This is a genomic window from Rhizobium sp. BK112, from assembly GCF_014193215.1.
Taxonomy (GTDB): domain Bacteria; phylum Pseudomonadota; class Alphaproteobacteria; order Rhizobiales; family Rhizobiaceae; genus Rhizobium; species Rhizobium anhuiense.
The window spans coordinates 314953-338438 of record NZ_JACHYZ010000001.1; the positions used below are offsets into that span (position 1 = coordinate 314953).

The window sequence follows — 23486 nt, forward strand, 5'->3', positions numbered from 1 at the left end:
GGCTTGCAATGATTGCCGGCGTTTTGTGAAGTTAGGGCGTGTGCCGTGTGGCACACGCTTGGCCTGCCTGACATCTCCCCCACAAGGGGAGATCGGCAAGAAGCTATGCCTCGCCTTAAATTTGCGGTTCATGTGATGGCCAGTTGTTTGGGGAAGCCATCACGCCCAGCCGATCTCCCAACCTGTAGGGGGTCCGAAGGACGGGTCAGACCCGTGGTTCGACCCCGAGCCCGGCAGGGCAGAAGGGGCTATCACAAGCTCTGTGATAGCCATCTGCTGTTCAACAGCTAAGCCACGCTTCTATTCAACGCCTCGCGCAGCGCCACGATCTCGCTCTGCAGCCGAGTGAGATCGACGGCATCGCGGCCGCTGGCAGCGGCGATGCAGCCGGGAATGCCGATCGCCTTTTCCTTCAGGCGAAGGCCTTCTTCGCTCAAGCGGATGACGACGACGCGTTCGTCCTCCCGGCTGCGTTCGCGTCTGACATAACCAGCGGTTTCCAGGCGTTTCAGCAGCGGGGTCAGCGTGCTCGATTCCAGGAAGAGCTTTTCGCCGAGGCCCCCGACGGTCTGGCCATCCTGCTCCCATAGAGAAACCATCGCCAGATATTGCGGATAGGTAAGTCCCAGAGCATCGAGCAGCGGCTTGTAGACGCGGTTCAGTGCGTGGCCTGCCGTATAGACGGCGAAGCAGATGAAATTGTCGAGCTTCAGTTGATCCTGCATGGCTTGTCTCCGAAACTGACGAAATTTATATCGCGCAATAAATAATCGGAAGCGATTTTTATGCATGGCAGCCATGACTAAATTTAAATTGTCCGATAAATAATCGTGCGCGATATAAACTCGGTGTTCACAACGAACATCGAAACCGAGAGGACAAGACAATGTCGACCATCAAGACCGCAGTTTCCGCAGTCGCACTGCTCGCAGCTTCCGCCGCTGGCGCGCTTGCTGATCCGGTACTGGAACCGGCAACGCAGAAATTCATCGACGGGCTTGCCGGTGGCGCGCCGATCTACACGCTCTCGCCGGCCGATGCCCGCGATGTCCTGGCCGGGGCGCAGAAGGGCGACGTGAAGATGCTTGCTGCCCAGGAAGAGGGCAGGGTCATCAAGGCAGGCCCGACAGGCAGCATCAAGCTGCGCATCATCCGCCCGGAACATGCCAAGGGCACGCTGCCGGTCATTCTCTATTTCCATGGCGGCGGGTGGGTTTTGGGCGATGCGGATACGCATGACCGGTTGGTGCGCGAGATCGCCAACGGCGCCGATGCCGCTGTCGTCTTCGTCGATTACGAACGCTCGCCGGAAGCCCGCTATCCCGTCGCCATCGAGCAGGCTTATGCTGCGACCAAATATGTCGCCGAACACGCCAAGGAGTTCAAGGTCGACGCCAGCAGGCTCGCGGTCGCCGGCGATAGCGTCGGCGGCAACATGGCGGCGGTGGTGACACTGCTTGCCAAGGAACGCGGCGGTCCTGCCATCGATCAGCAGGTGCTGTTCTACCCAGTCACCGACGCCAATTTCGACAACGGGTCCTACAACCAGTTCGCCGATGGCCCGTGGCTGACCAAGGAAGCGATGAAGTGGTTCTGGAACGCCTATTTGCCTGATGAAGCCAAGCGCAAGGAGCCGACGGCCTCACCGCTGCAGGCCTCGCTGGAGCAGCTGAACGGCCTGCCACCGGCGCTCGTCATCGTTGACGAAAACGACGTGCTGCGCGACGAGGGGGAGGCTTACGCTCGCAAGCTTAGCCAAGCTGGCGTCAAGGTCACGTCGATGCGCTATAACGGCACGATCCATGACTTCGTGCTGCTGAACGCGATTGCCGAAACGCCTGCCGCACGCAGCGCGATTGCGGTCGCCAACGACACGCTTCGCAGCGCGCTTCACAAGTAAACCAATCAGTCTGCGGAGGGGAGAGGCCCGGCGGTTTCGCCGGGCTTTCTGCTTCTTGGAAGCGATTTGGCAAATTGCCAGGCCTTCTTCCATTTCGGCGTGATGATGCCGTTGGCGGCGCGGATATTGTTGATGAACTGCAGGGTCGCTGCTTCCCAGGAATATTGCATGGCGAGCTCACGCGCCTTCTGCCGCGAGGCGGAGAGGGCGGCAAGGCAGGCGATCTGCAGGTTGGCATCGAGTGCCCCGACTTCACTGTCCTCACCGATGATGTCGAGCGGGCCGGTGACCGGATAAGCTGCGACCGGAACGCCCGATGCCAGCGCCTCGAGGATAGTATTGCCGAAGGTGTCGGTGAGCGAGGGAAAGACGAAGACATCGGCCTGGGCATAGATTTTCGCCAGATCCTCACCGAATTTCACGCCGGTGAAGTGTACCTGGGGATAGCGTTGCTCCAGTTCGGCGCGCGCCGGGCCGTCGCCGACGACGACTTTCGAGCCGGGCAGGTCGAGATCGAGAAAGGCCGGCAGGTTCTTTTCCAAGGCGACGCGACCGACCGTCATGAAGATCGGACGGGGGAGGCCGAAAGGCTCGTCTTCAAGCGGCATGGGGTGGAATTGCGAGGCGTCGATGCCACGGGTCCAAGGCATCAGGTTCTTGATGCCGCGCGCCGATAGCTCGCGGGCAAGGCTCGGTGTCGCCACCATGCAACCGGCACCGCCATTGTGGAACCAGCGCACGAAGGCATAGAGCCAGCTCTGCGGGATCGGCAAGCGGGCAGAAACATACTCCGGAAAACGCGTGTGATAGCTTGTCGAGAAGGGCATGCGCTTGCGCAGGCACCAGCGCCGGGCAGTGAGCCCCAGCGGGCCTTCGGTGGCGATATGCACGTAGGAAGGATTGTGCTTTTCGATCTCGCGGGCGACGCGGCGGTAATTGGCGATCGACAGGCGGATCTCGGGATAGGTCGGGCAGGGGATGCTGTGGAAGCGCTCCGGCGTCACCATCGAAACCTCGACGCCCATCTTCGCCAGCTCGCGATTGGTGTTCTCGATCGAGCGCACGACGCCGTTCACCTGCGGATGCCAAGCGTCGGTGACGATTACCAGCCGTTCCGGCAGATTACCGGCGGCTGCGGCACTGGCCCAGCTTTCGCCGCTATAAGTGTTTGCCGGACGTTGCAACATGTCACGATTTCCATCTGCGTTGCAGTGATCTGGCAACGCTCAACCCCAAAGCGGGGTTCCGGAACGGCGATTCCCGCTTCTCTATTTTGAGGCATGACCATGATGGAAATATTACAGCCGCATGCCAGCATCTGCAGGGCCTTAGCGGCTCGATCCCCGCGAATATGTCAGCGGTCGATCGCAGTTCTCTTACGGAAAGAATGACGGCGCCGGTCATGGACCGGCGCCGTTTGGGAGGTTAAGCGGCAGCGGAAGCCGAGCTTGCTGTCGGAACTTCCGAAATCGTCTTCAGAACCTGCGAAGCGATCTGGTAGGGGCAGCCCTGCGAGTTCGGGCGGCGATCTTCCAGATAGCCCTTGTAGTCGTTCTTGACGAAGGAGTGCGGAACGCGGATCGAAGCACCACGGTCGGCAACGCCGTAGGAGAACTTGTTCCACGGAGCCGTTTCGTGCTTGCCGGTCAGGCGCTTGTCGTTGTCAGGACCGTAGACGTTGATGTGGTCCATCAGGTTCTTTTCGAACTGCGCCATCAGCGCTTCGAAATAGGCCTTGCCGCCGACTTCGCGCATGTACTTGGTCGAGAAATTGCAATGCATGCCCGAGCCGTTCCAGTCGGTGTCACCGAGCGGCTTGCAGTGATACTCGATGTCGATGCCGTACTTTTCGGTCAGGCGCTGCAAGAGGTAGCGTGCCATCCAGATTTGGTCGGCGGCCTTCTTGGAGCCCTTGCCGAAAATCTGGAATTCCCACTGGCCCTTGGCCACTTCGGCATTGATGCCTTCGTGATTGATGCCGGCAGCGAGGCAGAGGTCGAGATGTTCTTCGACGATTTCGCGGGCGACGTCGCCTACATTCGAATAGCCGACGCCGGTGTAGTAGGGACCCTGCGGAGCCGGGTAGCCCTGCTCGGGGAAGCCGAGCGGACGGCCGTTCTGGTAGAAGAAATATTCCTGCTCGAAGCCGAACCAGGCATCTTCGTCGTCGAGGATGGTGGCGCGGGCATTCGATGCGTGCGGCGTGACGCCATCCGGCATCATGACTTCGCACATGACGAGAGCGCCGTTGGTGCGGGCCGGGTCGGGATAGATGGCGACCGGCTTCAGCACGCAATCGGAGCTGCGGCCTTCAGCCTGCTGCGTCGAGGAGCCGTCAAAGCCCCAGAGCGGAAGCTGTTCCAGCGTCGGGAATGCGTCGAATTCCTTGATCTGCGTCTTGCCACGCAGGTTCGGTACCGGAGTGTACCCATCGAGCCAAATATACTCGAGCTTATATTTTGTCATCGTGACTCTCTCAATGCTACGAAGGTGAGCAAATCCGGAGACGATCTCGGCGCGCAAGCGCATCCGACCGCCAGGGGATGACGCTTTAAAAGCATGTAGCGTGCCAGTTCAGTTGCCGGGCCAAAGAAAAATCGCGAATCAGCCAGTCGACGCGCATTTTTCTTTTTCCAGAAACAGCCCGATTTGACGGTCGAGGGCCCTATCTTCAAGCAGAACGCGGCTTTTCCGCTTCGGAATCGGATGAAAATTGAGGCGTTAGGGCTGAAATGATGAAGTGTTGAACAAATAGGCGGAAGCTTTCGGCCTGGTCAGCATGTCGAGCGGCTATAATTACAACAATGCATATATATTGTGCAATTTGCATAAACTATGTGCATTGTGCTATGGTAATGGTCCTGAATGTTGATGCGCCGTGCTGAATGGAGGCGATCTCATGCCCACCGGTTTCCATCGTGAATCCGCAACGATCTACCAGTTTCCCGTCAAGCCGATGCGGGCCACCAACCGGTTCGAACGCGCCCGGCTGATGGAGCGTGAGGCGGCCGATGTCTGCGATGCGCTCGACAGCTGCTGGTATCATGACGAGGCGGTTCGCGAGTCCGATCGGCCGAAGAAGTCCTGATTTCGAAATCCTGATTTTCCTGGCACCCGACCCGGTAAAGCGGAGTTTTCGGCTCGTGCGGGGATCTAAGGCAGCGGTGCTTCCCTGGCGCGCGGTGCAGGAGATGCCGACAAGGCGGGGGCAGCGTTCGTAGGGTGTTCTCAGCGCGGGTTCAGCCGCGATCCAATCCAAGCTTTTCCTTTGCGACCAATGCGCCGTGTTCGCTGACGACGCGGGCTGCGACCTTTGCGGCGAAGCGGGCGGCGGCCGGTGCGTCCGAGGTCTCAAGGTAGCGGGCAAGGAAGGCGCCGTTGAAACTGTCGCCGGCGCTGGTGGTGTCCACCACTTTCTTCACCTTTTCGGCTGGAACGAAGGTCTCCTCGCCGGCAAAATTCAACCTTACTCCGTCTGCGCCGTTCTTGACGACGATATCGACAGCGCCCAGCGTGCGATAGCGGTGGATCGTTGCCTCGATGGAATCGTCGCCGAAATGGGCGGCCTCGTCGTCGAAGCTCGGCATGACGATCACGGAGGAGCGGGCGCCCTCGCTGATCGTCGTATGCATGACGTCGTAGCTCGACCAGAGGCGGGGACGGATGTTCGGATCGAACACGACGAGCTTGCCGGCGGCCTTGGCGCGGCGGACCTCGGCGAGCAACGTCTCAGCATCCTCATGCGGCAGGATGGCAAGGGTGATGCCCGAGAAATAGATAACGGCAGCGCTTTCCACCGCCTCGCGCAGACGATCCGGGTCGGCGGCCAGGCTGCGGGCGGCAGAGCTGTCGCGCCAATAGCTGAAGGAGCGTTCGCCGTCTTTCAGGTTGATCATATAGAGGCCGGGCGTCCTGCCCCTGATGCGGCGGATGAGGCTCGTGCCGATGCCTGATTTGTCGATGAAGGCCAGCATCTCCTCCGACATGGCATCGTCGCCGAGAGCGGTGAAATAATCGACCGACCAATCGGCGGCAAGGCAGGCGCGGGCATACCAGGCGGTGTTGAAGGTATCGCCGGCGAAGCCTTTGCGCAGCAGGCCGTCGCCTGCCTGCGAGAGCTCCACCATGCATTCACCGATCGATAGAAACCGTCTGCTCACCTTGTCCTCCCGGCATGAGAGCGCTGCAGATCCAACAGGACACGCTAAGGACGCTCTATCACTTTGAATTGGCGGATTATCCGCTGCTCTTCATTCGCTGATACGCGGAGCCGGGCGGAGTGACAAGCGCCGATATCACGGGAGATGAAAGCCCGCCTTCACCGACGAGGCGAAGGCGGGCTTTCAGAAGGATGCCTATTCGTGGATGGTATAGCTGCCCATCGCGCAAAGATCCTGCGTATCCTCTGTGGTTGCGAGGTTTGAGCCTTCCTCGAATTCGAAGCGCATGTCGTATTTGCAGACGGTGCGGCCATCGGCGATGGTGATATCGATGCTCTCGCCCGGATTGAGAACGTCGTCGCCGAAGACGTCTTCTTCCCATTCGCCGACGCCGGTCGGCGAACTGTAGAAGCGCGTCAGGACGGAGTTCGTTCCGTTGGTGAGCTTGAAGTTCAGATCTTCGGCATGCGACGAACCGGCGGAGGCGGCGATCATCGTGGCGGCGAGTGCGATTAAAGCTGATATTTTCGATTTCATGTAAGCGTTCCCCTGGCTTGCGATTAGGCCGAAATGGGATAGCACGCGCTCATAAAATCTTTCTTATTGGGGACTTTAGATCCAAAAATAATCCGCTTCGTTCTGACAATGGATGGCGCATCAGGCATCCAAGGCGAAGGCCGCTCTCACGCGGCCCTCGTTCCGTTCATGGCCTGTCCATATGATAACAGGCGGCCTTCTGGCCGGGACGGACCTCCTCGGTCGGCGGCATTTCGGTGCGACAGATGTCGGTCGCCTTCCAGCAGCGCGGTGAGAAGACGCAGCCTTTCGGCGGGTTGAGCGGTGAGGGTGGATCACCCTGCAGCCGGATGCGGGTGCGCAGGCGCGCGAGCTTCGGATCCGGGATCGGCGCGGCGGAGAAGAGTGCCTGCGTGTAGGGATGGGCGGGATGGTCAAAGACGGTGGCGCAGTCGCCGGCTTCGACAACCCTTCCGAGATAGAGCACCAGTACATCGTCGGAGATCAGGCGCACGACGGAGAGGTCGTGGCTGATGAAGATCAGCGTCAGGCCGAACTCCTTGCGCAGCTTGCGCAGAAGCGTGATGACCTGACCCTGGATCGAGACGTCGAGGGCCGAAACCGGCTCGTCGCAGATGATGAGTTTCGGTTTGGTGACGACCGCGCGGGCAATGCCGATGCGTTGCGCCTGGCCGCCGGAGAATTCATGCGGATAGCGGTTGATCATTTCCGGCACCAGGCCGACGGCGGTCATGATCTCGCGGACACGTTCGGTGCGCTGGGCTTTGGAGAGTTTCGGCTCGAAGACGGTGAGCGGCTCGGCGATGATGTCTCCGACCGTCATGCGCGGGTCGAGCGAGGCGATCGGATCCTGAAAGATGATCTGCATGTCGCGGCGGGCGGCGCGCATTTCCTCGTCCGTGAGGTCGAGAAGGTTCCGGCCCTGCCAGAGGATGCGGCCTTTCTGCGATTTCAGCAGCCGCAGGATGGAGCGGCCGAGCGTGGACTTGCCGCAGCCGGATTCGCCGACGATGCCGAGCGTGCGGCCTTCGCTGAGGTCGAAGCTGACATTGTTGACGGCAGTCAGGAAGATCGGCGGCTTGAAGAGGCCTTTCGCCGGCAGCTCGAATTGGGTCGTCAGGTTCTCGACCCTCAGAAGCGATCGTTCAGCCATGGTTGAGCAACTCCTCGCGACGCGGGAAAGGGTGGTAACAGGCGGCGCAATGGTGCGGCGCCAGCGTTTCGAGCGGCGGCGGGCGATCGATGCAATCGTCCTGGACCTGCGAGCAGCGCGGAGAGAAATTGCAGCCCTTCGGCAGGTGCTGCAGGTTCGGCGGGCGGCCCGGGATGACGACGAGGTCGTCGACATCCTGGTCAGGGCGCGGGATCGAGGCATGCAGCGCTGCGGTATAGGGATGGGCCGGGTTGTCGAAGAGCTCGTCGACCGGCGCCTCCTCGACGATGCGGCCGGCATACATGACGGCGACGCGGTCGGCGAGGCCGGCAACCACGCCGAGATCGTGGGTGATCATGACGAGCGCCGTGTTCATCTCCGCCGTCAGATCGTTGAAGAGATCGAGGATCTGCGCCTGGATGGTGACGTCGAGTGCCGTCGTCGGTTCGTCGGCGATCAGAAGTTTCGGCCGGGTGAGCAGCGCCATGGCGATGACGATCCGCTGGCGCATGCCGCCGGAGAGCTCATGCGGATAGAGGTGGAAGCGCCGCGTCGGGTCGGGGATGCCGACGCGTTTCAGCATGTCGAGTGCGGCGGCGGATGCGGCGCGCGCCGTGAGCCCACCGTGAACCTCGAGCTGCTCCGTCAGTTGCCGGGAAATTTTCAGCGATGGATTGAGGGCGGTCATCGGGTCCTGGAAGACCATTGCCATATCCTTGCCGCGGATCTGGTCGAGTTCGCGCGGTTTCAGCGCCAGCACATCCTTGCCTTCCAGCAGCGCCTGTCCCGTCGTTTTGCCGTTCTTGGCAAGCAGGCCCATGATGCCGAGGAAGGTCTGGCTCTTGCCGGAGCCGGATTCGCCGACGATGGCGATGCGCTCGCCGCGCTTGACCGTCAGGTTCATGTTCGAGACCGCCTTCACCTCCCCATCGGGTGTTTTGAAGGTGATCGAGTAGTCTTTGAGTTCGAGGAGGGTGTCCGTCATTTAACGATCCTTCGGGTCGAACGCGTCGCGCAGGCCGTCGCCGATGAACAGCAGGCTGAGCAGCAGGGCCACGAGGAAGCTGGCCGGGAAGATCAGCAGCCAGGGCATGCTTTCCATGGCATCGGTTCCCTCGGCGATCAGCGTGCCGAGTGAGGTCAGCGGCTCCTGCACGCCGAAGCCGAGATAGGAAAGGAAGCTTTCGGTGGCGATGATCTCGGGAACGGTCAGCGCCGCGAAGATCACCACCGGGCCGACGAGGTTCGGGATGATGTGCTTGATGATGATCTTGAACGGCCGCTGCCCGGATGCGCGGGCCGCCTCGATGAATTCGCGATGCTTGATCGACAGCGTCTGGCCGCGCACGATGCGGGCCATGGTCAGCCATTCCAGCGCGCCGATCGCCGCGAAGAGCAGATAGACGTTGCGGCCGAAGATCACCATCAGCAGGATGACGAAGAGGATATAGGGAAGCGCATACATGATGTCGACGAAGCGCATCATGATCGCATCCAGCCTGCCGCCGATATAGCCCGATACCGCGCCGTAGAGCACGCCGATGAAGACGGAGACGACGGTCGCCGTCAGCGCCACGGCAAGCGAGACCCGGGTGCCGTAAAGGACGCGGGCGAGAAGGTCGCGGCCGTTCGGGTCGGTACCGAAATAGTGGCCGGTTTCGATCGAGGGCGGTATGCGGAAGGCCGCCCAATCCGGATCCTCATAGTTGAAGGGAATGAACCAGGGGCCGAGGAAGGCCGCAAGGATCAGCAGCGCCAGGACGAAAATCGACAGGACGGCTGCCTTGTTGCGCCCGAGGCGGCGTAGCGCATCCCTGGTGAGCGAACGGCTTTCGGGCGCAAGGCCCTCCGCCTCCAGCAGTTCCTGGGCGAGCAACTCGCGTTTTGCGGGATTGAGGATCATCGGTTTCTCACTTTCGGATCGAGCCACGCATAGGCGATATCGACGAGAAGGTTCAGGAACACGATTAGCACCATGTAGAAGATGACCGTGCCGAGAACCATGCCGTAGTCACGGTTCAGCGCTGCGTTGACGAAATAGCGGCCGATGCCGGGCAATCCGAAGATGCTCTCGACAACCAGCGAGCCGGTGAGAAGGTAACTTGCCGCTGGACCCAGATAGGAGACGACAGGCATCATGGCGGGCTTCAGCGCATGGCGCATGACTGTCAGGCGGGGACCGATGCCTTTGGCCTTGGCAGTGCGAATGAAGTTCTGATTCATCACCTCGATCATCGAGCCGCGGGTGATGCGCGAGATACGGCCGGCATGCGGCAGCGCCAGAACGACGATCGGCAGGATAAGGTATTTGATCGAGCCGTCACCCCAGCCGCCGACCGGAAACCAAGCGAGACGGATGCCGAAGACGAGCTGCAGGATGGGCGCAATCAGGAAGTTCGGCAGCACGACGCCCACCAGAATGAGCGCGCCCAGAATATAATCCGGTGCCTTGTTCTGATAGAGCGCCCCAAGACAGCCGACGGCCACGCCGACAATGATGGCAATCAGGAAGGCAGCCGTACCGATGGTGAAGGTGTAGGGCAGACCGATCATGATCTGCTGGGCGACGGTGAAATCCTCGCTGGCGAAGGAGGGGCCGAGATCGCCCCGGAGCAGGTCACCGACATAGATCAGGTACTGCTGGATGAGCGGCTTGTCGAGATTGTAGTGGATCGCAAGGTTCTTCAGGATCACCGGCGGCAATGGCCTTTCGCCATCGAAAGGGCCGCCGGGGGCAAGGCGCAAAACAAAAAAGCAGGCTGTGACGGCGATCCACAGAACGGGGATCGTCGATAGCAGGCGACGGAGGGCGTATTTGATCATGATCGTGGGCCGGTCCTTTCCGCAATGCGCGGAAAGGACCGTTTTCCCTTACTCTTTCATCGACAGCCAGCGGGTGCGGTGGATGTCCTGAATATTGTCGACGAAGCCTTCGATCTTCGGCGAAACGACGTTCTTCGAGACATAGTAGTAGATCGGCAGGGCGGCGGATTCATCCAGCGCCAGCTGTTCGGCCTTCTTGAAGATCGCCGCACGCTTGGTGAGATCGGTCTCGGCGTTGCCTTCCTTGATCAGCTTGTCGTATTCGGGATTGGACCAGCGGCCATAGTTCATCTGGACGCCTGTCACCAGGAGGTTCAGGAAGTTGTCCGGGTCGTTATAGTCGGCGAGCCAGCCGGCGCGGCCGATTTCGACCTGGCCACGCTGCATCTGGTCGTAATGCACCTTGGTTTCGGCATTGACGAGCTCGACATCGACGCCGAGCGGCTTCCACATGGAGGCAATGGCGACGGCGATGCGCTTGTGGTTGTCGTTGGTGTTGTAGCTGAGCACGGCGTGCAGCGGCTTGTCCGGGCCGAAACCGGCTTCGGTCAGAAGCTTCTTGGCTTCGGCGACCTTCTCGCTATAGGGCAGGTCCTTCCAGCTGACATAGGCCGGCTCGCCGTAATTCGCTGTGCCCGGCGGAACCCAGGAATAGGCCGGCAATTCGCCGGTGCCGAGGATCTGCGGGCCGATCACTTCACGGTTGATCGCCATGGACAGAGCCTGGCGGACGCGCTTGTCGCTGAAGGGCGGCTTCTGCGAGTTGACGACGTAATAGTAGAGGCCGGAGAAGGGGGCGACGTGCGCCTGGCCGGGCAGGTTCTTCTTCATCCATTCATACTGGTCGGTCGGGAAGTCGGTGAGGATGTCGAATTCGCCGGCGCGATAGCGTTTCAGCGCGGCTTCCTGGTCTTCGAGCACGAAGAACTTCGCGCCGTCGATCTTCAGGTCCTTGGTGTCGTACCACTGGTCGTTCTTGACCGTCGTGACATGCGAGCCCGGAACCCATTCGACCGGCTTGTAAGGGCCGTTAGTGACGATGTTGCCGATCTTGACCCAATCCTGACCCTTCGCCTCGACGACATGCTTCGGCAGCGGATAGGCGGTGTAATGCATCAGGGCATTGAGGAAATAGGGCGTGGCATTTTCGAGCGTGATTTCGAGCGTCTTGTCGTTGATCGCCTTGACGCCGAGCTGGTTGAGATCGGTGATCTCGCCCTTGTTGATCTTTTCGGCATTCTTGATGGTGAATTGCAGATAGGCATAGTCAGCGGCGTTCTTCGGGTCGACGAGGCGCTGGAAGGCGAAGACGAAGTCTCCTGCCGTTACCGGCTGGCCATCGGACCACTTGATGCCGTCGCGAAGCTTGAAGGTGTAGACCTTGCCATCAGGCGAAATCGTCCAGCTTTCGGCCTGGCCTGGGATCGGATTGTCCTTGGCGTCCTCGGTGACGAGGCCCTCGAAGATGTCACCGGCGATACGGTTCTCCCAGTCGCCTGACAGTTTCTGCGGATCGAGCGACTGCGGGTCGCCACCATTGTGAATGTTCAGCGTGGCCGCATGCGCCGAAAACGCCAGCAATGTGCCAAGCATTGCAGAGGCGAGAAATTTTTTCGTGAATTGGTTCATGGTGGGTCCACCTTTCTAGGCTTTGCGCCTTTATTAGACATTTGTTCCCGGTGTTTGACCTCTTACGTGCAGGTCAGTGCGCACATTATCGCAAAGGCTTTGCGTTGCAACCCCAAATCCGGTGGGTGGAAAGGGGTTGTGGACAAGCCTATATACGTCTCCCCCTTGTCGGATCGCGACGATGCCTCCCGGCCTTCGCAGCGCCTTCATAACGGCTTCACATGGTTGTCTTTTGTTTCTTCCGCTTTAGTGTGGCGGGCGCAAACGAGGCAGGAGATGTAGCCGATGGCATTGCAGGCAGGCGGGAGTGCGGACTGGTGGCGCGGCGCGGTGATCTATCAGGTCTATCCGCGATCGTTTCAGGATACCAACAGCGACGGGCTCGGCGATCTCAGGGGAATCACCCGCCGGCTGCCGCATATTGCCAGCCTCGGCGTCGACGCGATCTGGCTCTCGCCCTTCTTCAAGTCGCCGATGGCCGATATGGGCTACGACGTTTCCGATTATTGCGATGTCGATCCGATCTTCGGGACGCTCGCCGATTTCGACGAGATGATGGCCGAGGCACACAGGCTCGGCATCAAGGTCGTCATCGACCAGGTGATCTCGCACACATCAGACCGGCATCCCTGGTTCGTCGAGAGCCGGTCGAGCCGGACCAATTCCAAGGCGGATTGGTATGTCTGGGCCGATCCGAAGCCTGACGGTACGGCGCCGAACAACTGGCTGTCGATCTTCGGCGGACCGGGCTGGGAATGGGATGGCGTGCGTCGCCAATATTACCAGCATAATTTCCTGACCTCACAGCCGGACCTCAACTTCCACAGCAAGGCAGTGCAGGATGCGGTACTGGAGACAGTGAGGTTCTGGCTCGACCGCGGCGTCGACGGCTTCCGGCTGGACACAGTGAACTATTATTTCTGCGACAAGCAGCTCAGGAGCAATCCGCCGCACGAGCCGGACGAGGACGACGCAGGCCTCGATGCGCCCGACACCAACCCCTACGGCATGCAGAACCATCTCTACGACAAGACGCAGCCGGAAAATGTCGATTTCCTCAAGCGCTTCCGGGCGCTGCTCGACCAATACGAAGATCGCACGACCGTCGGCGAAGTCGGCGACGGCGCGCGTTCGCTGAAGACGGTCGGCGCCTATACGAGCGGCGGCGACAAGCTGCACATGTGCTACACATTCGATCTGCTCGGACCGGATTTCACCGCCGTGCATATTCGCGGCTGCGTCGAGGCTTTTCAGAAAGCGGTGACCGACGGCTGGGTCTGCTGGGCTTTTTCCAACCACGACGTCATGCGCCATGTCAGCCGCTTTGCGCGGACGGAGGAAGAGCGGCCCGTCATCGCCATGCTGGCGATCTCGGTGCTTGCGGCGCTGCGCGGCTCGATCTGCCTCTATCAAGGCGAGGAACTCGGGCTTCCGGAGGCCGAACTCGCCTTCGAGGATCTGCGTGACCCCTATGGCATCCGCTTCTGGCCGGCCTTCAAGGGCCGCGACGGATGCCGCACGCCAATGCCCTGGGAGGCGGGCAAAGCGCATGCGGGCTTCACCTCGGCGGAAAAGAGCTGGCTGCCGGTGCCTTACGAGCAGGCAGCACTTTCGGTGGATATGCAGGAGGCAAGCGACGGCTCGGTGCTGCATCACTACCGCAGGACGCTTGCTTTCCGGAGGAGCCATCCGGCACTGATCGACGGCGATATGACCTTCATCGGCACCAACCAGGATCTGCTCGCCTTCACCCGCGAAAAGGACGGAGAAAAACTACTCTTCGTCTTCAACCTGACGCGCGAACCGGCGGAATTCCACCTGCCTGATGGCGTGGTGCTTGAGGAACCGCTCGAGATGCCGGGCTTCGGGGCGATGGCTGGCGTGGGATCGGTGAAGCTTGCGGCGCTCGACGGGTTTTGCGCGCGGGTTTGATGTTCTTTCTGCCGTAACCATGAAGGCAACATTCAAAGGTCGCCCACTGCGAAATCAGCCCTAGAATTGCATCACCCGATCAACGCGAACTTATCCACGTCAACCATGCCGCGGTCGGATATCTTCAGGTGCGGGATGACCGGCAGCGGCAGGAAGGCGAGTTGGAGGAAGGGTTCCTCGAGCGTGGCGCCGAGCGCGAAGGCGGCTTTGCGCAGGTGGTGCAGTGTATCGCGGACCGTCTCATAGGGCTCAAGGCTCATCAGGCCGGCGATGGGCAGGGCGATTTCGCCGGTGACCTTGCCGTCTTCGACGACGACGAAGCCGCCGTTGATTTCGCCGAGACGGTTTGCCGCGCGCGCCATATCGTCCTCGCTGACGCCGACGACGCAGATGTTGTGGCTATCATGGCCGACGGTGGAGGCGATCGCGCCCTTCTTCAGGCCGAAGCCCTGGACGAAGCCGTTGGCATGGTTGCCGTTCTTGCCATGGCGCTCGATGACGGCGACCTTGATGATATCGTTGGCAAGATCGACCGTCGTCTCGTTGCCGCTGACCGGCAGGCGGTAGCGGCGATGTTCGGTGATGATCTTGCCCGGCATGACGCCGATGACAGGCGTTTCACCCTCGGCGACCGGCACGCCGAAATGGGCGGCGTTGACGGGCCGGGCCTTGACGCTGTCGAGGCCGATCGGAGCAACCGGTTTGCGCGAGGAAAAGAGTGCATCGGTGACCCGGCGGCCGGCGGAGAAGACCATGTCGGCGCGACAATTTTCCAGGCTGTCGAGAACCACAAGATCGGCGCGCCAGCCCGGCGCGATCAGACCGCGATCCCTGAGGCCGAAGGCGCGGGCCGCCGAGATCGAGGCGGCGCGGTAGATCGCCAGGGGCTCGACGCCGCTTGCGATCGCCGTGCGGATCATGTGATCGAGATGGCCCTGTTCGGCGATATCGAGCGGATTGCGGTCGTCGGTGCAGAGCGCCAGATAGGGCGACAGCCGCTCGGTGATAATGGGTATCAGCGCGGCGAGATCCTTGGATACCGAACCTTCACGCACGAGGATATGCATGCCCTTGCGGATCTTTTCCAGTGCTTCGCGGGCCGTCGTGCATTCGTGCTCGGTGCGGATGCCGGCCGAGAGGTAACCGTTGAGGTCGTTGCCGGACAGCAGCGGCGCGTGACCGTCGATATGGCCGCCCTGGAAGGCCTCGAGCTTGGCCATGCAGACAGGATCCTTGTGGATCACGCCGGGGAAATTCATGAATTCGGCAAGGCCGATGACTTTCGGATGGTGGCGGTAGGGCAGGAGGCGCTCGATCGGCAGATCGGCGCCGGAGGTTTCGAGATGGGTCGCTGGAACGCAAGAGGAGAGCTGGACGCGGATGTCCATGATCGTCTCCAGCGCCGATTCGAGAAAGAATTCGATGCCGGCGCTTCCGAGCACATTGGCGATCTCGTGCGGATCGCAGATCGCGGTGGTGACGCCATAGGGCAGGACGCAGCGATCGAATTCATGCGGCGTCACCAGCGAGGATTCGATGTGCAGATGCGTGTCGATGAAGCCGGGAACGACGATCCTGCCCGAAATATCGACCTCGGTCTCGCCATCATAATTGCCTGAGGTGCCGACGATGCGATCGGCGCCGATGGCAATGTCGGAGAGGACGAGTTCGCCGGTGACGAGATCGAAGAAGCGGCCACCCTTCAGCACGATATCGGCCGGCACGCGGCCGACGCCCTGGTCGATGAGACGTTCGAGCTTGGTGGTCATGGCATTGCTCACATTGCAACCGATTCCGAAACTTATAACCGATCTGCCGCCACAAGCGAGTGCCGCAAAACGAAACCGGGCGCCGTAAGGGCGCCCGGTCGTCGACGGTCAGCGATGGTTTATTCGGCAGCAACGATCTTGCCGGCTTCCCATTTGTAGAGCGAGAAACTCTGCGAGGTCAGGTCGCCGGTTTCGCCGTAGGTGATTTTGCCGATGGCGGTCGGGATCTCCTGGCCGCCCTTCAGCGCGGTCGCGACGGCTTCCGCATCCTCGGCGCTGCCGGCCTTCTCGATGCCAGCCTTCAGCACTTCGACGGCGGCATAGGCGTTCAGGGTGAAGGCTTCGGCCGGGATGTTCTTGGCGGCGAGCGCCTCGGCTGCGGCCTTGGAGTCCGGGTTCTTGGTGGCGTCCGAGGCATTGGTGAAGATGGTGCCGGCGGCGGCATCCGTGCCGATTGCCCAGAATTCGGTGTTGGAGAGGCCGTCGCCGCCGATGATCGTCGCGTTGGCGGCGAGGTCATGCAGTTGGCGGGCGAGCAGACCGCCTTCCGGGTGATAACCGCCGAAATAGACGAGGTCGACCTTCTCGGACTTGATGCGGGTGGTGAGCGCGCTGAAATCCTTGTCGCCTGGGGTGATCGCGTCATTGACGACTTCGGTGATGCCGCCGGCGTTCAGCGTCGCCTTGAAGGCGTCGGCAAGGCCCTTGCCGTAGGCGCCCTTGTCGTTGACGATGGCGACGCGCTTGTCCTTGAAATTCTTCAGCACATATTGGGCGGCGACTTCGGCCTGCTGGTCGTCGCGGCCGCAGGTGCGCAGCACGTTGGTGAGACTGCGCTTGGTCAGGTCAGGGGCCGTCGCAGTCGGAGTGACCATCAGCACGCCGTTTTCAGCAAGCACGTCCGAAACCGGGATGGCGACGCCCGAGGTCACCGGGCCGACAACGAAACGGATACCGTCGCCGACGACCTTGTTGGCGGCGGAAACGCCCTGTTTCGGTTCGCCGGCATCGTCGGCCAGTTCGAGGACGACCTTCTCGCCGAGAATCCCGCCCTTCTTGTTGATCTCGTCGACGGCGGTCTGAGCGCCGTTCTTCACCTGATCGCCATAGGCCGCGACGGGGCCGGTCAGCGGCGCGATCAGGCCGATGGTGATATCGGCATGGGCGAGCGGCGCAAAGGCGAGTGACGCGACGAGGGTCGCCGTCAATGTCTTGAGGGTCATTGTCTGTCTCCTTGGATGGGGTCATTCGACCCACGATGAGGTGCCGCGCCGGTTTTTCCGGATCGTTCAACGACCCTCAGGCCGTGCCAAGGACGATCGATATCGGCGCGATCAATGCGCCCTCCGGCCATGTTTGGCTCGAACGGGCGCAACGCCAAGATTTCTAGGAATTTTGGTGAGATTCCGCAAGATGATAACAAAATGAAACGAAAATCGAGCCGATTCGGCGCGAATCGTCGAAAAATCATCGATCTCGGCGCCGTTTTCCATTTTTTCTTGGTGCCGGTACCCCGCGTCAGCGGCGCGCCGATGAACCCTCCCGAATTTCGCGGAAGCTCTCTATCTGTCTGACTATTCGAATTCCGCTTTGAGATTAACACTTGATTCTACCAGTTAGTGTAGAACCATTGTGCGCGCATATATTGCTGCGATGCAAAAGAGCGGTCGAAATAAACAGAGAGATATTTTCAGGAATAGAGAGCTGGATGCTCAAGCGGGTCGAAGCCAGACAGGTGCGCACCGGAATGTTTGTAGAGGCGATCGAGGGTGCCTGGCAGGATCCTCTTCTGTCTAAACGAAGATTTCTCCTGCGCCGTGAAATCGATGCCCAGAAGCTTCGCAAGAGCGGCATGACAGGTGTTATCATCAACACCAGCAGAGGCCTCGACATTGATGGCCTGCCGGGCGGCAATATCGAGATCGATACCAAGGCGGCACGCGAGACCATCCAGAAATCCGTGCAGGTGCTGGAAAGTGTTTTTGGTCGACTCCAGCACGGCGACGGGATCAGCATAGATCAGGTGGCTCCGGTGATTTCCTCGGTCTCCAAGTCGATAGATCAGAATCCCACTGTCTTTTTGAGCGTTACGCGTCTGAAATCCAGGGACGAAGCGACATTCCTGCATTCCATTTCGGTGAGTGCGCTGATGATCCTTTTCAGCCGTCATCTCGGGCTTGACGAGGCTACCGTGCAGGCGCTCGGCACGGCGGGATTGCTGCACGATGTCGGTAAACTCGAAATTCCGCTCGAGATACTGAACAAGGAAGGTCCCTTGGACGAGGACGAGATCAAGATGATCCGCGATCATCCGGAAAAGGGACACGCAATCCTGTCACGCCAGGAAGGCATATCGGAGATCGTTCTAGACGTCTGCCTCAACCATCATGAGCGTATCGACGGCAAGGGTTATCCCCGCAAGCTTTCCGAAGAGCAGGTCAGCTTCCATTCGCGCCTTGCCGCGATTTGCGACGTCTATGACGCCATCACCTCCGTGCGGCCGTACAGAGCGCCATGGAGCGCGAGCCAGGCATTGAAGTGGATGCTTGGCAATGAAGGGCATTTTGATCGCCGGCTCCTGAAGAAATTCGCCCTCTGCCTTTCCGTCGCCGCCGTGAACTGAAATCCATCCATCTTCGCAACAAAAGGGCCTGCACGGGCTTACAGCGCCGCGCCTCTTTTCTGACGCGCGACGCAGGCGCTGTTGCCGGAAGCTTGCGAGCTTTTTCAGATGTTGTTTTGCAGGATCGTCCGCAGCTTGCCGAAGAGCTCGTCGATGTGTTGCTTCTCGATGATCAGTGGCGGAGAGAGCGCGATGATATCGCCGGTGGTGCGGATCAGCAGGCCGCTTTCATAGGCTTTCAGGAAAGCGGTGAAGGCGCGCTTGGTCGGTTCGCCGGCGATCGGGTCGAGTTCGATCGCGCCGATCAGCCCGGTGTTGCGGATGTCGATGACATTGGGGCAGTCCTTCAGCGAGTGCAGAGCATCGGCCCAGTAGTCGGAGAGCTCGGCGGCGCGTGTCAGCAGACCCTCTTCCTTGTAGGTGTCGAGCGTGGCGAGTGCTGCGGCAGACGCGATCGGGTTGCCGGAATAGGTATAGCCGTGGAAGAACTCGATCATGTGCTCCGGGCCGTTCATGAAGGCATCATGGATCTCGGAGGTGACGAAGACGGCGCCCATCGGAATGACGCCATTGGTCAACCCCTTGGCGGCGGTGATCATGTCAGGCTTGACGTCGTAATATTGCGCGGCGAAGGGGGCGCCGAGGCGTCCGAAGCCGGTGATGACCTCGTCGAAGATCAGAAGGATGCCATGCTTGGTGCAGATCTCGCGCAGCTTCTGCAGGTAGCCCTTCGGCGGGATCAAGACGCCGGTGGAGCCGGCCACCGGCTCGACGATGACGGCCGCGACGGTAGAGGCGTCATGCAGAGTGACGATACGCTCGAGTTCGGTGGCGATGTCGCCGCCATGCTCGGGCTCGCCGCGGGTGAAGCTGTTCTTGCCGGGCTGGTGGGTGTGCGGCATGTGATCGACGCCGGTCAAAAGCGTGCCGAACATCTTGCGGTTGGTGACGATGCCGCCGACCGAGATGCCGCCGAAATTGACGCCGTGATAGCCGCGCTCGCGGCCGATCAGGCGGAAGCGTGAACCATTGCCCTTCACCCGGTGATAGGCGAGCGCCACCTTGAGCGCCGTCTCGACGGATTCAGAACCGGAATTGGTGTAGAGAACGTGGTTCAGGCCTTCCGGGGCGATATCGACCAGCCGGTTTGCCAGTTCGAAGGCCTTGGGGTGGCCGAGTTGGAAGGCCGGCGCGTAATCGAGTTCGCCGGCCTGCTCGCGGATCGCCTCGGTGATCTTCGGGCGGCAGTGGCCGGCATTGACGCACCAGAGGCCAGCCGTGCCGTCCAGCACCTGACGGCCGTCATGGGTCGTATAATACATGTCCTTGGCGCCGACGAACAAACGCGGCTCCTTCTTGAACTGGCGGTTTGCCGTAAACGGCATCCAGAAGGCGCGAAGATCGTTCGGTGCGTTGAGGCGGTTGGACATGCTGTTCTCCTGGCCGCTGACGGCCCTTTCCCGGGGGCTTCTCGCCCATATTTTTACTGCCCGGTCAAATTATCAGGGCTTCCCAAGGCGTCAACGGGAAAAGTCCCGGAGCCCCTCCTGACGGCAGGCTCAAGCTGCTTCGCTCGATCACGGGCGAGCGCCTCGGCGCGGTCATGCTGCAAGTCTTTCCGGTGAGGGGAGCAGGAAGAATATGGCTTTCAAGAAAAAAGCACGACCGGCAAATCGCAAATTTGCCGGTCGTGCCATTAATGTTCAGGTGCTGAAATATCGCTGCCACGCCTCCGGAAACATCCCCTTGCGGCAGGGCATCGGCCGACATTCATGTCAGCGCTATCATCAAGCGGCGGATCTATTCCTGTTTTGCACGAGGTAGATATCTTCGAGCGTTGCCAGAATTTTCATGACCGGCTCGGAGGTGCTCGAATAGTAGATGGTTTGTGCGTCCCGTCGGGTCTTGACCAGCTTTTGAGCGCGCAGTTTCGACAGGTGCTGAGAGAGAGCCGACTGGCTGAGGCCGACCTGCGTCGCCAGCACACCGACGGCGACTTCGCCCTTCACGAGGCTGCACAGGATCAGCAATCTCTTCGGGTTGGCCATGGCCGACAATAAAGCTGCCGCCACGTTCGTGTGATCGGCCAAATCAGAGGTTTCCATATGTTATCTTCCTAATGCGAAACGTACATCATGCGTGCTGGCACTGGCCCCTCAGCCGAGATTTTGACTGATGCCAAAAACTAGCAACTGGGGTCGAAGATTGTATATACCTAAATTTAAGGTATCGAGTATGCTATTTTAGATATGTTTGAACAAATGTGATCGGCATCCACAGCGAGGGTTTCGAACTCGTGTCGCAGCAGAAAATCGCCGGAAATCATGTCGAAACCTGAGGAATCGATACCACAAATACGCCAAGAACCCGATTCCGGCGCCTTTAGGCGGTCAGCGAGCCTTTCGGCCACATCGGGGTGACGTTCTACTAAATCTCGCACTGCTGCCGTCGCTGCGGCGGCGATCTCCTCATTCGCGGCCGACTGGATTATCAGATCGTTGCCATCGAGCTGGTAGGCGCGGCCGAAGCCGCCATTGAGGCTGGCCTGCTCCGGCTTGAGACGGAAGAAGAGGAAATCAGGGAAGTCGATATAAAGCTTCGCCTTGGTGTGGCGATCGAGAAAACGCGTGCGGATACGTTCGTAAAACGGGTGCCCGCGCTCGACGGCTTCCGCCAGGCATTGGGTCGTCAGACGCCCGTGGGCGAGGGGATCGCCCCTGCCGGGCTCGCCGGTCAGGAGCGAGGCGCGCGGGTCGCTGCCGAGCGCCCTGGTATGGGCCGACAGCCTCGAAACCAGGATGACGGGCGTGCCGTCGATGTCGATCGCGACCAGCACGCGGCTGGCGAAGGGAAAGCCGGTCTCGGGGTCGAGAACGGCAATCGCCGCGTGCCGCGCGGAGCGCAGAAGCACGCGGGCGAGCTTGCGGGCCTCGTCGTCGGTTTCGCGTAAGGGCGAGGGCTGATCTTTCATATCCGCTTTGTGGCAAAGCGGACGGAAAACATCAAGCGTCCTGCTTGCGGCGATGGCGGGTGAGGCCGGCGACGATATCCTGGGCCGAGATGGTGCCGACGATCGCGCCGTTCTCGACGATGCCGATACTGCCCGGCTGGCGGGCAAGGGCATCGAGGACATCGACGAGTGGCGTCGCGGCACGGGCCGTGGCGCTGACGCTCATGCCGGCGGCAGTCTGGCCGAGGCCGGGCTGCATCACGTCGGCCGCCGTCAACATATTGATCGGATTGAGGTTCTGCACGAAATCCGCGACATACTGGTCGGCCGGGTTCTTGACGATGTCATGCGGCGTTCCGCACTGGATGATGCGGCCGCCCTCCATGATGGCGATGCGGTTGCCGATGCGGAAGGCCTCGTCGAGATCATGGCTGACGAAGAGGATGGTCTTCTTCAGCCGCCGCTGGAACTCCAGGAGTTCGTCCTGCAAGCGGGTGCGGATCAATGGGTCGAGTGCCGAGAAGGGCTCGTCCATCAGCAGGATCGGGGCGCCGGTGGCAAAGGCGCGGGCAAGGCCGACACGCTGCTGCATGCCGCCTGACAGTTCGTTGACCTTGCGGTCCGCCCATTTCGTCAGGTTCACGAGTTCGAGCTGCTCACCGACGCGGACCTTGCGTTCGGCCTCCGGCATGCCCGCGAGCTCGAGACCGAAGCCGACATTGTCGGCGACGGTGCGCCAAGGCAGGAGGGCGAACTGCTGGAACACCATGGAGACGGTGTGGGTGCGCAGGTCGCGCAGGGCTTTGGCATTGCATTTGTAGGGGTTGACGGAGCCGGTGGCGGCCGAGACTGCGACATCGCCGCGTACCACGGGCGCGAGCCCGTTGACGGCGCGCAGCAACGTCGATTTGCCGGAGCCGGAAAGGCCCATCAGCACCAGGATCTCGCCCTCCTCGATCGTCAGCGAGGCATTGGCGACACCTAGCACCAGGCCGGTCGTGGCGCCGATTTCGTCGCGCGTTTTGCCCTGGTCGACCATGGCAAGCGCGGTTTCCGGCCGGTCGCCGAAGATGATGCTGACATTGTTAAAGCTTACCGCGGTCATGCGCCGCCTCCTTCACCCGCCGTGCGGAACATCCGGTCGAGAATGATCGCCAGGATGACGATGCAGAAACCCGCCTCGAAACCCTTGGCGATATTGACGGTATTCAGCGCGCGGACGACCGGCACGCCAAGCCCGGGAGCGCCGACAAGGGCGGCGATAACGACCATCGACAGCGACAGCATGATGGTCTGGGTGAGGCCCGCCATGATCTGCGGCGTGGCGAACGGAAGCTCGATCTTGCGTAGCACCTGTATCGGCGTCGCGCCGAAAGCGACGGCGGCTTCGACGAGCGAAGGCGGCGTCGAGATGATGCCGAGCCGCGTCAGCCGGATCGGTGCGGGGATTGCGAAGATGACGGTGGCGATCAGCCCGGGCACCATGCCGAGGCCGAACAGGATCAGCGCCGGGATCAGATAAACGAATGTCGGGATGGTCTGCATGAGATCGAGCACCGGGCGCATGGCGGCATAGACCCAAGGGCGGCGGGCGGCGGCAATCCCGAGCGGAATGCCGATCACCATACAGACGAAGGTGGCGGCGAGCACGAGGGCGAGCGTCTCCGTCGTCTCCTTCCAATAGTCCTGGTTGACGATGAGCAGCAGCCCGAGACAGGTGAAGACGGCGACCGCGATCGACCGGCGCAGCCAGAAGGCGATGGCGGTGATGGCAGCGATGACGATCAGCGGATGAGGCTTCTGCAGCACGAAGAGCAGGCCGTCTATGGCGCTCGATAGCAGGAAGGCGATCTGGTTGAAGAACCATTCGCCGTTCGAGGTCAGCCAATCCACGAAGGATTTGGCCCAGGGGCCAACGGGAATCTTAAATTCGGTGATCCAATTCAAGGGGCGCGCCTATCCAGAAAAACAACAATCGGACAAAAATGAAACGGGGCGGCGAGCCGCCCC

General features: G+C 60.8%; 22 protein-coding genes. 5 read left to right on the plus strand and 17 right to left on the minus strand.

All coding sequences use genetic code 11. The features are described 5' to 3' along the window. Positions 1–287: 287 nt before the first annotated feature. Positions 288–725 (minus strand): MarR family winged helix-turn-helix transcriptional regulator, encoded by a 438-nt coding sequence (locus FHT75_RS01455; protein WP_063474499.1) that lies wholly within the window; start codon positions 723–725, stop codon positions 288–290. A 161-nt stretch (positions 726–886) separates the two neighbouring features. Between FHT75_RS01455 and FHT75_RS01460 the strand changes: the two genes are divergently transcribed. Next, positions 887–1900 (plus strand): alpha/beta hydrolase, encoded by a 1014-nt coding sequence (locus tag FHT75_RS01460; RefSeq protein WP_063474500.1) that lies wholly within the window; start codon positions 887–889, stop codon positions 1898–1900. Between the two features lie 5 nt (positions 1901–1905). On the opposite strand, the gene FHT75_RS01465 is transcribed toward FHT75_RS01460, so the two are convergent. Together FHT75_RS01465 and FHT75_RS01470 are read right to left on the minus strand one after the other, a co-directional pair. After that, positions 1906–3087 carry a glycosyltransferase family 4 protein gene (locus FHT75_RS01465; protein ID WP_063474501.1) on the minus strand — a complete coding sequence of 394 codons (1182 nt, stop codon included), beginning with the start codon at positions 3085–3087 and terminating at the stop codon, positions 1906–1908. A gap of 238 nt (positions 3088–3325) precedes the next feature. Next, positions 3326–4366, minus strand: coding sequence for a glutamine synthetase beta-grasp domain-containing protein (locus tag FHT75_RS01470; RefSeq protein ID WP_047611346.1), 1041 nt, complete (start codon positions 4364–4366; stop codon positions 3326–3328). A 433-nt stretch (positions 4367–4799) separates the two neighbouring features. On the opposite strand from FHT75_RS01470, the gene gstI reads away from it, so the two are divergent. Next, the gene (gstI, locus tag FHT75_RS01475) at positions 4800–4988 is read left to right on the plus strand and encodes a glutamine synthetase translation inhibitor GstI (RefSeq protein WP_063474502.1); all 189 of its coding nucleotides are present in this window, start codon (positions 4800–4802) and stop codon (positions 4986–4988) included. Between the two features lie 151 nt (positions 4989–5139). Here gstI and FHT75_RS01480 read toward each other — a convergent pair whose 3' ends face one another. The 7 genes from FHT75_RS01480 to FHT75_RS01510 form a co-directional block, all read right to left on the minus strand. After that, positions 5140–6060, minus strand: a complete 921-nt coding sequence (locus FHT75_RS01480; RefSeq protein ID WP_063474503.1) for a sugar kinase — start codon at positions 6058–6060, stop codon at positions 5140–5142. A 195-nt stretch (positions 6061–6255) separates the two neighbouring features. Continuing rightward, a complete protein-coding gene (locus FHT75_RS01485) occupies positions 6256–6597 on the minus strand; it encodes a hypothetical protein (protein WP_063474504.1) in 342 nt (113 codons plus the stop codon). Positions 6598–6763: 166 nt separating this feature from the next. Continuing rightward, on the minus strand, positions 6764–7750 hold the full coding sequence (locus FHT75_RS01490; protein WP_097542065.1) for an ABC transporter ATP-binding protein: 987 nt from the start codon (positions 7748–7750) through the stop codon (positions 6764–6766). Next, entirely contained in the window at positions 7743–8735 is a 993-nt protein-coding gene (locus FHT75_RS01495) for an ABC transporter ATP-binding protein (protein ID WP_018243107.1), read from the minus strand. The genes FHT75_RS01490 and FHT75_RS01495 overlap by 8 nt, the downstream gene beginning before the upstream one ends. Continuing rightward, positions 8736–9653 (minus strand): ABC transporter permease, encoded by a 918-nt coding sequence (locus tag FHT75_RS01500; protein WP_063474506.1) that lies wholly within the window; start codon positions 9651–9653, stop codon positions 8736–8738. It abuts the gene before it with no gap. Beyond that, complete coding sequence (locus FHT75_RS01505; protein ID WP_063474507.1) at positions 9650–10573, minus strand: ABC transporter permease subunit; 924 nt, start codon at positions 10571–10573, stop codon at positions 9650–9652. The genes FHT75_RS01500 and FHT75_RS01505 overlap by 4 nt, the downstream gene beginning before the upstream one ends. 48 nt (positions 10574–10621) lie before the next feature. Next, a complete protein-coding gene (locus FHT75_RS01510) occupies positions 10622–12202 on the minus strand; it encodes a peptide ABC transporter substrate-binding protein (RefSeq protein ID WP_047611333.1) in 1581 nt (526 codons plus the stop codon). A 285-nt stretch (positions 12203–12487) separates the two neighbouring features. On the opposite strand from FHT75_RS01510, the gene FHT75_RS01515 reads away from it, so the two are divergent. Beyond that, complete coding sequence (locus FHT75_RS01515) at positions 12488–14134, plus strand: alpha-glucosidase family protein (protein ID WP_063474508.1); 1647 nt, start codon at positions 12488–12490, stop codon at positions 14132–14134. 71 nt (positions 14135–14205) lie between these two features. Here FHT75_RS01515 and ade read toward each other — a convergent pair whose 3' ends face one another. Both ade and FHT75_RS01525 read right to left on the minus strand, forming a co-directional pair. Continuing rightward, positions 14206–15903 carry an adenine deaminase gene (ade, locus tag FHT75_RS01520; RefSeq protein WP_063474694.1) on the minus strand — a complete coding sequence of 566 codons (1698 nt, stop codon included), beginning with the start codon at positions 15901–15903 and terminating at the stop codon, positions 14206–14208. A 119-nt stretch (positions 15904–16022) separates the two neighbouring features. Beyond that, complete coding sequence (locus FHT75_RS01525; RefSeq protein WP_047611329.1) at positions 16023–17126, minus strand: branched-chain amino acid ABC transporter substrate-binding protein; 1104 nt, start codon at positions 17124–17126, stop codon at positions 16023–16025. Positions 17127–17240: 114 nt separating this feature from the next. Here FHT75_RS01525 and FHT75_RS01530 point away from each other — a divergent pair, with 114 nt between their 5' ends. Together FHT75_RS01530 and FHT75_RS01535 are read left to right on the plus strand one after the other, a co-directional pair. After that, on the plus strand, positions 17241–17477 hold the full coding sequence (locus FHT75_RS01530) for a hypothetical protein (RefSeq protein WP_155295704.1): 237 nt from the start codon (positions 17241–17243) through the stop codon (positions 17475–17477). Between the two features lie 134 nt (positions 17478–17611). Next, a complete protein-coding gene (locus tag FHT75_RS01535) occupies positions 17612–18526 on the plus strand; it encodes an HD-GYP domain-containing protein (protein WP_047614315.1) in 915 nt (304 codons plus the stop codon). A gap of 104 nt (positions 18527–18630) precedes the next feature. On the opposite strand, the gene FHT75_RS01540 is transcribed toward FHT75_RS01535, so the two are convergent. The 5 genes from FHT75_RS01540 to choW all read right to left on the minus strand — a co-directional run bounded on the left by FHT75_RS01540 (position 18631) and on the right by choW (position 23423). Further along, positions 18631–19956, minus strand: a complete 1326-nt coding sequence (locus FHT75_RS01540; protein WP_029867900.1) for an aspartate aminotransferase family protein — start codon at positions 19954–19956, stop codon at positions 18631–18633. Between the two features lie 357 nt (positions 19957–20313). Next, complete coding sequence (locus tag FHT75_RS01545; RefSeq protein ID WP_003561417.1) at positions 20314–20631, minus strand: ArsR/SmtB family transcription factor; 318 nt, start codon at positions 20629–20631, stop codon at positions 20314–20316. 116 nt (positions 20632–20747) lie between these two features. After that, entirely contained in the window at positions 20748–21497 is a 750-nt protein-coding gene (locus FHT75_RS01550; protein WP_029867901.1) for a HugZ family protein, read from the minus strand. 31 nt (positions 21498–21528) lie between these two features. Beyond that, on the minus strand, positions 21529–22581 hold the full coding sequence (gene choV, locus FHT75_RS01555; protein WP_029867902.1) for a choline ABC transporter ATP-binding protein: 1053 nt from the start codon (positions 22579–22581) through the stop codon (positions 21529–21531). Then, positions 22578–23423, minus strand: coding sequence for a choline ABC transporter permease subunit (gene choW, locus FHT75_RS01560; protein ID WP_024319499.1), 846 nt, complete (start codon positions 23421–23423; stop codon positions 22578–22580). The genes choV and choW overlap by 4 nt, the downstream gene beginning before the upstream one ends. Positions 23424–23486: the final 63 nt, after the last annotated feature.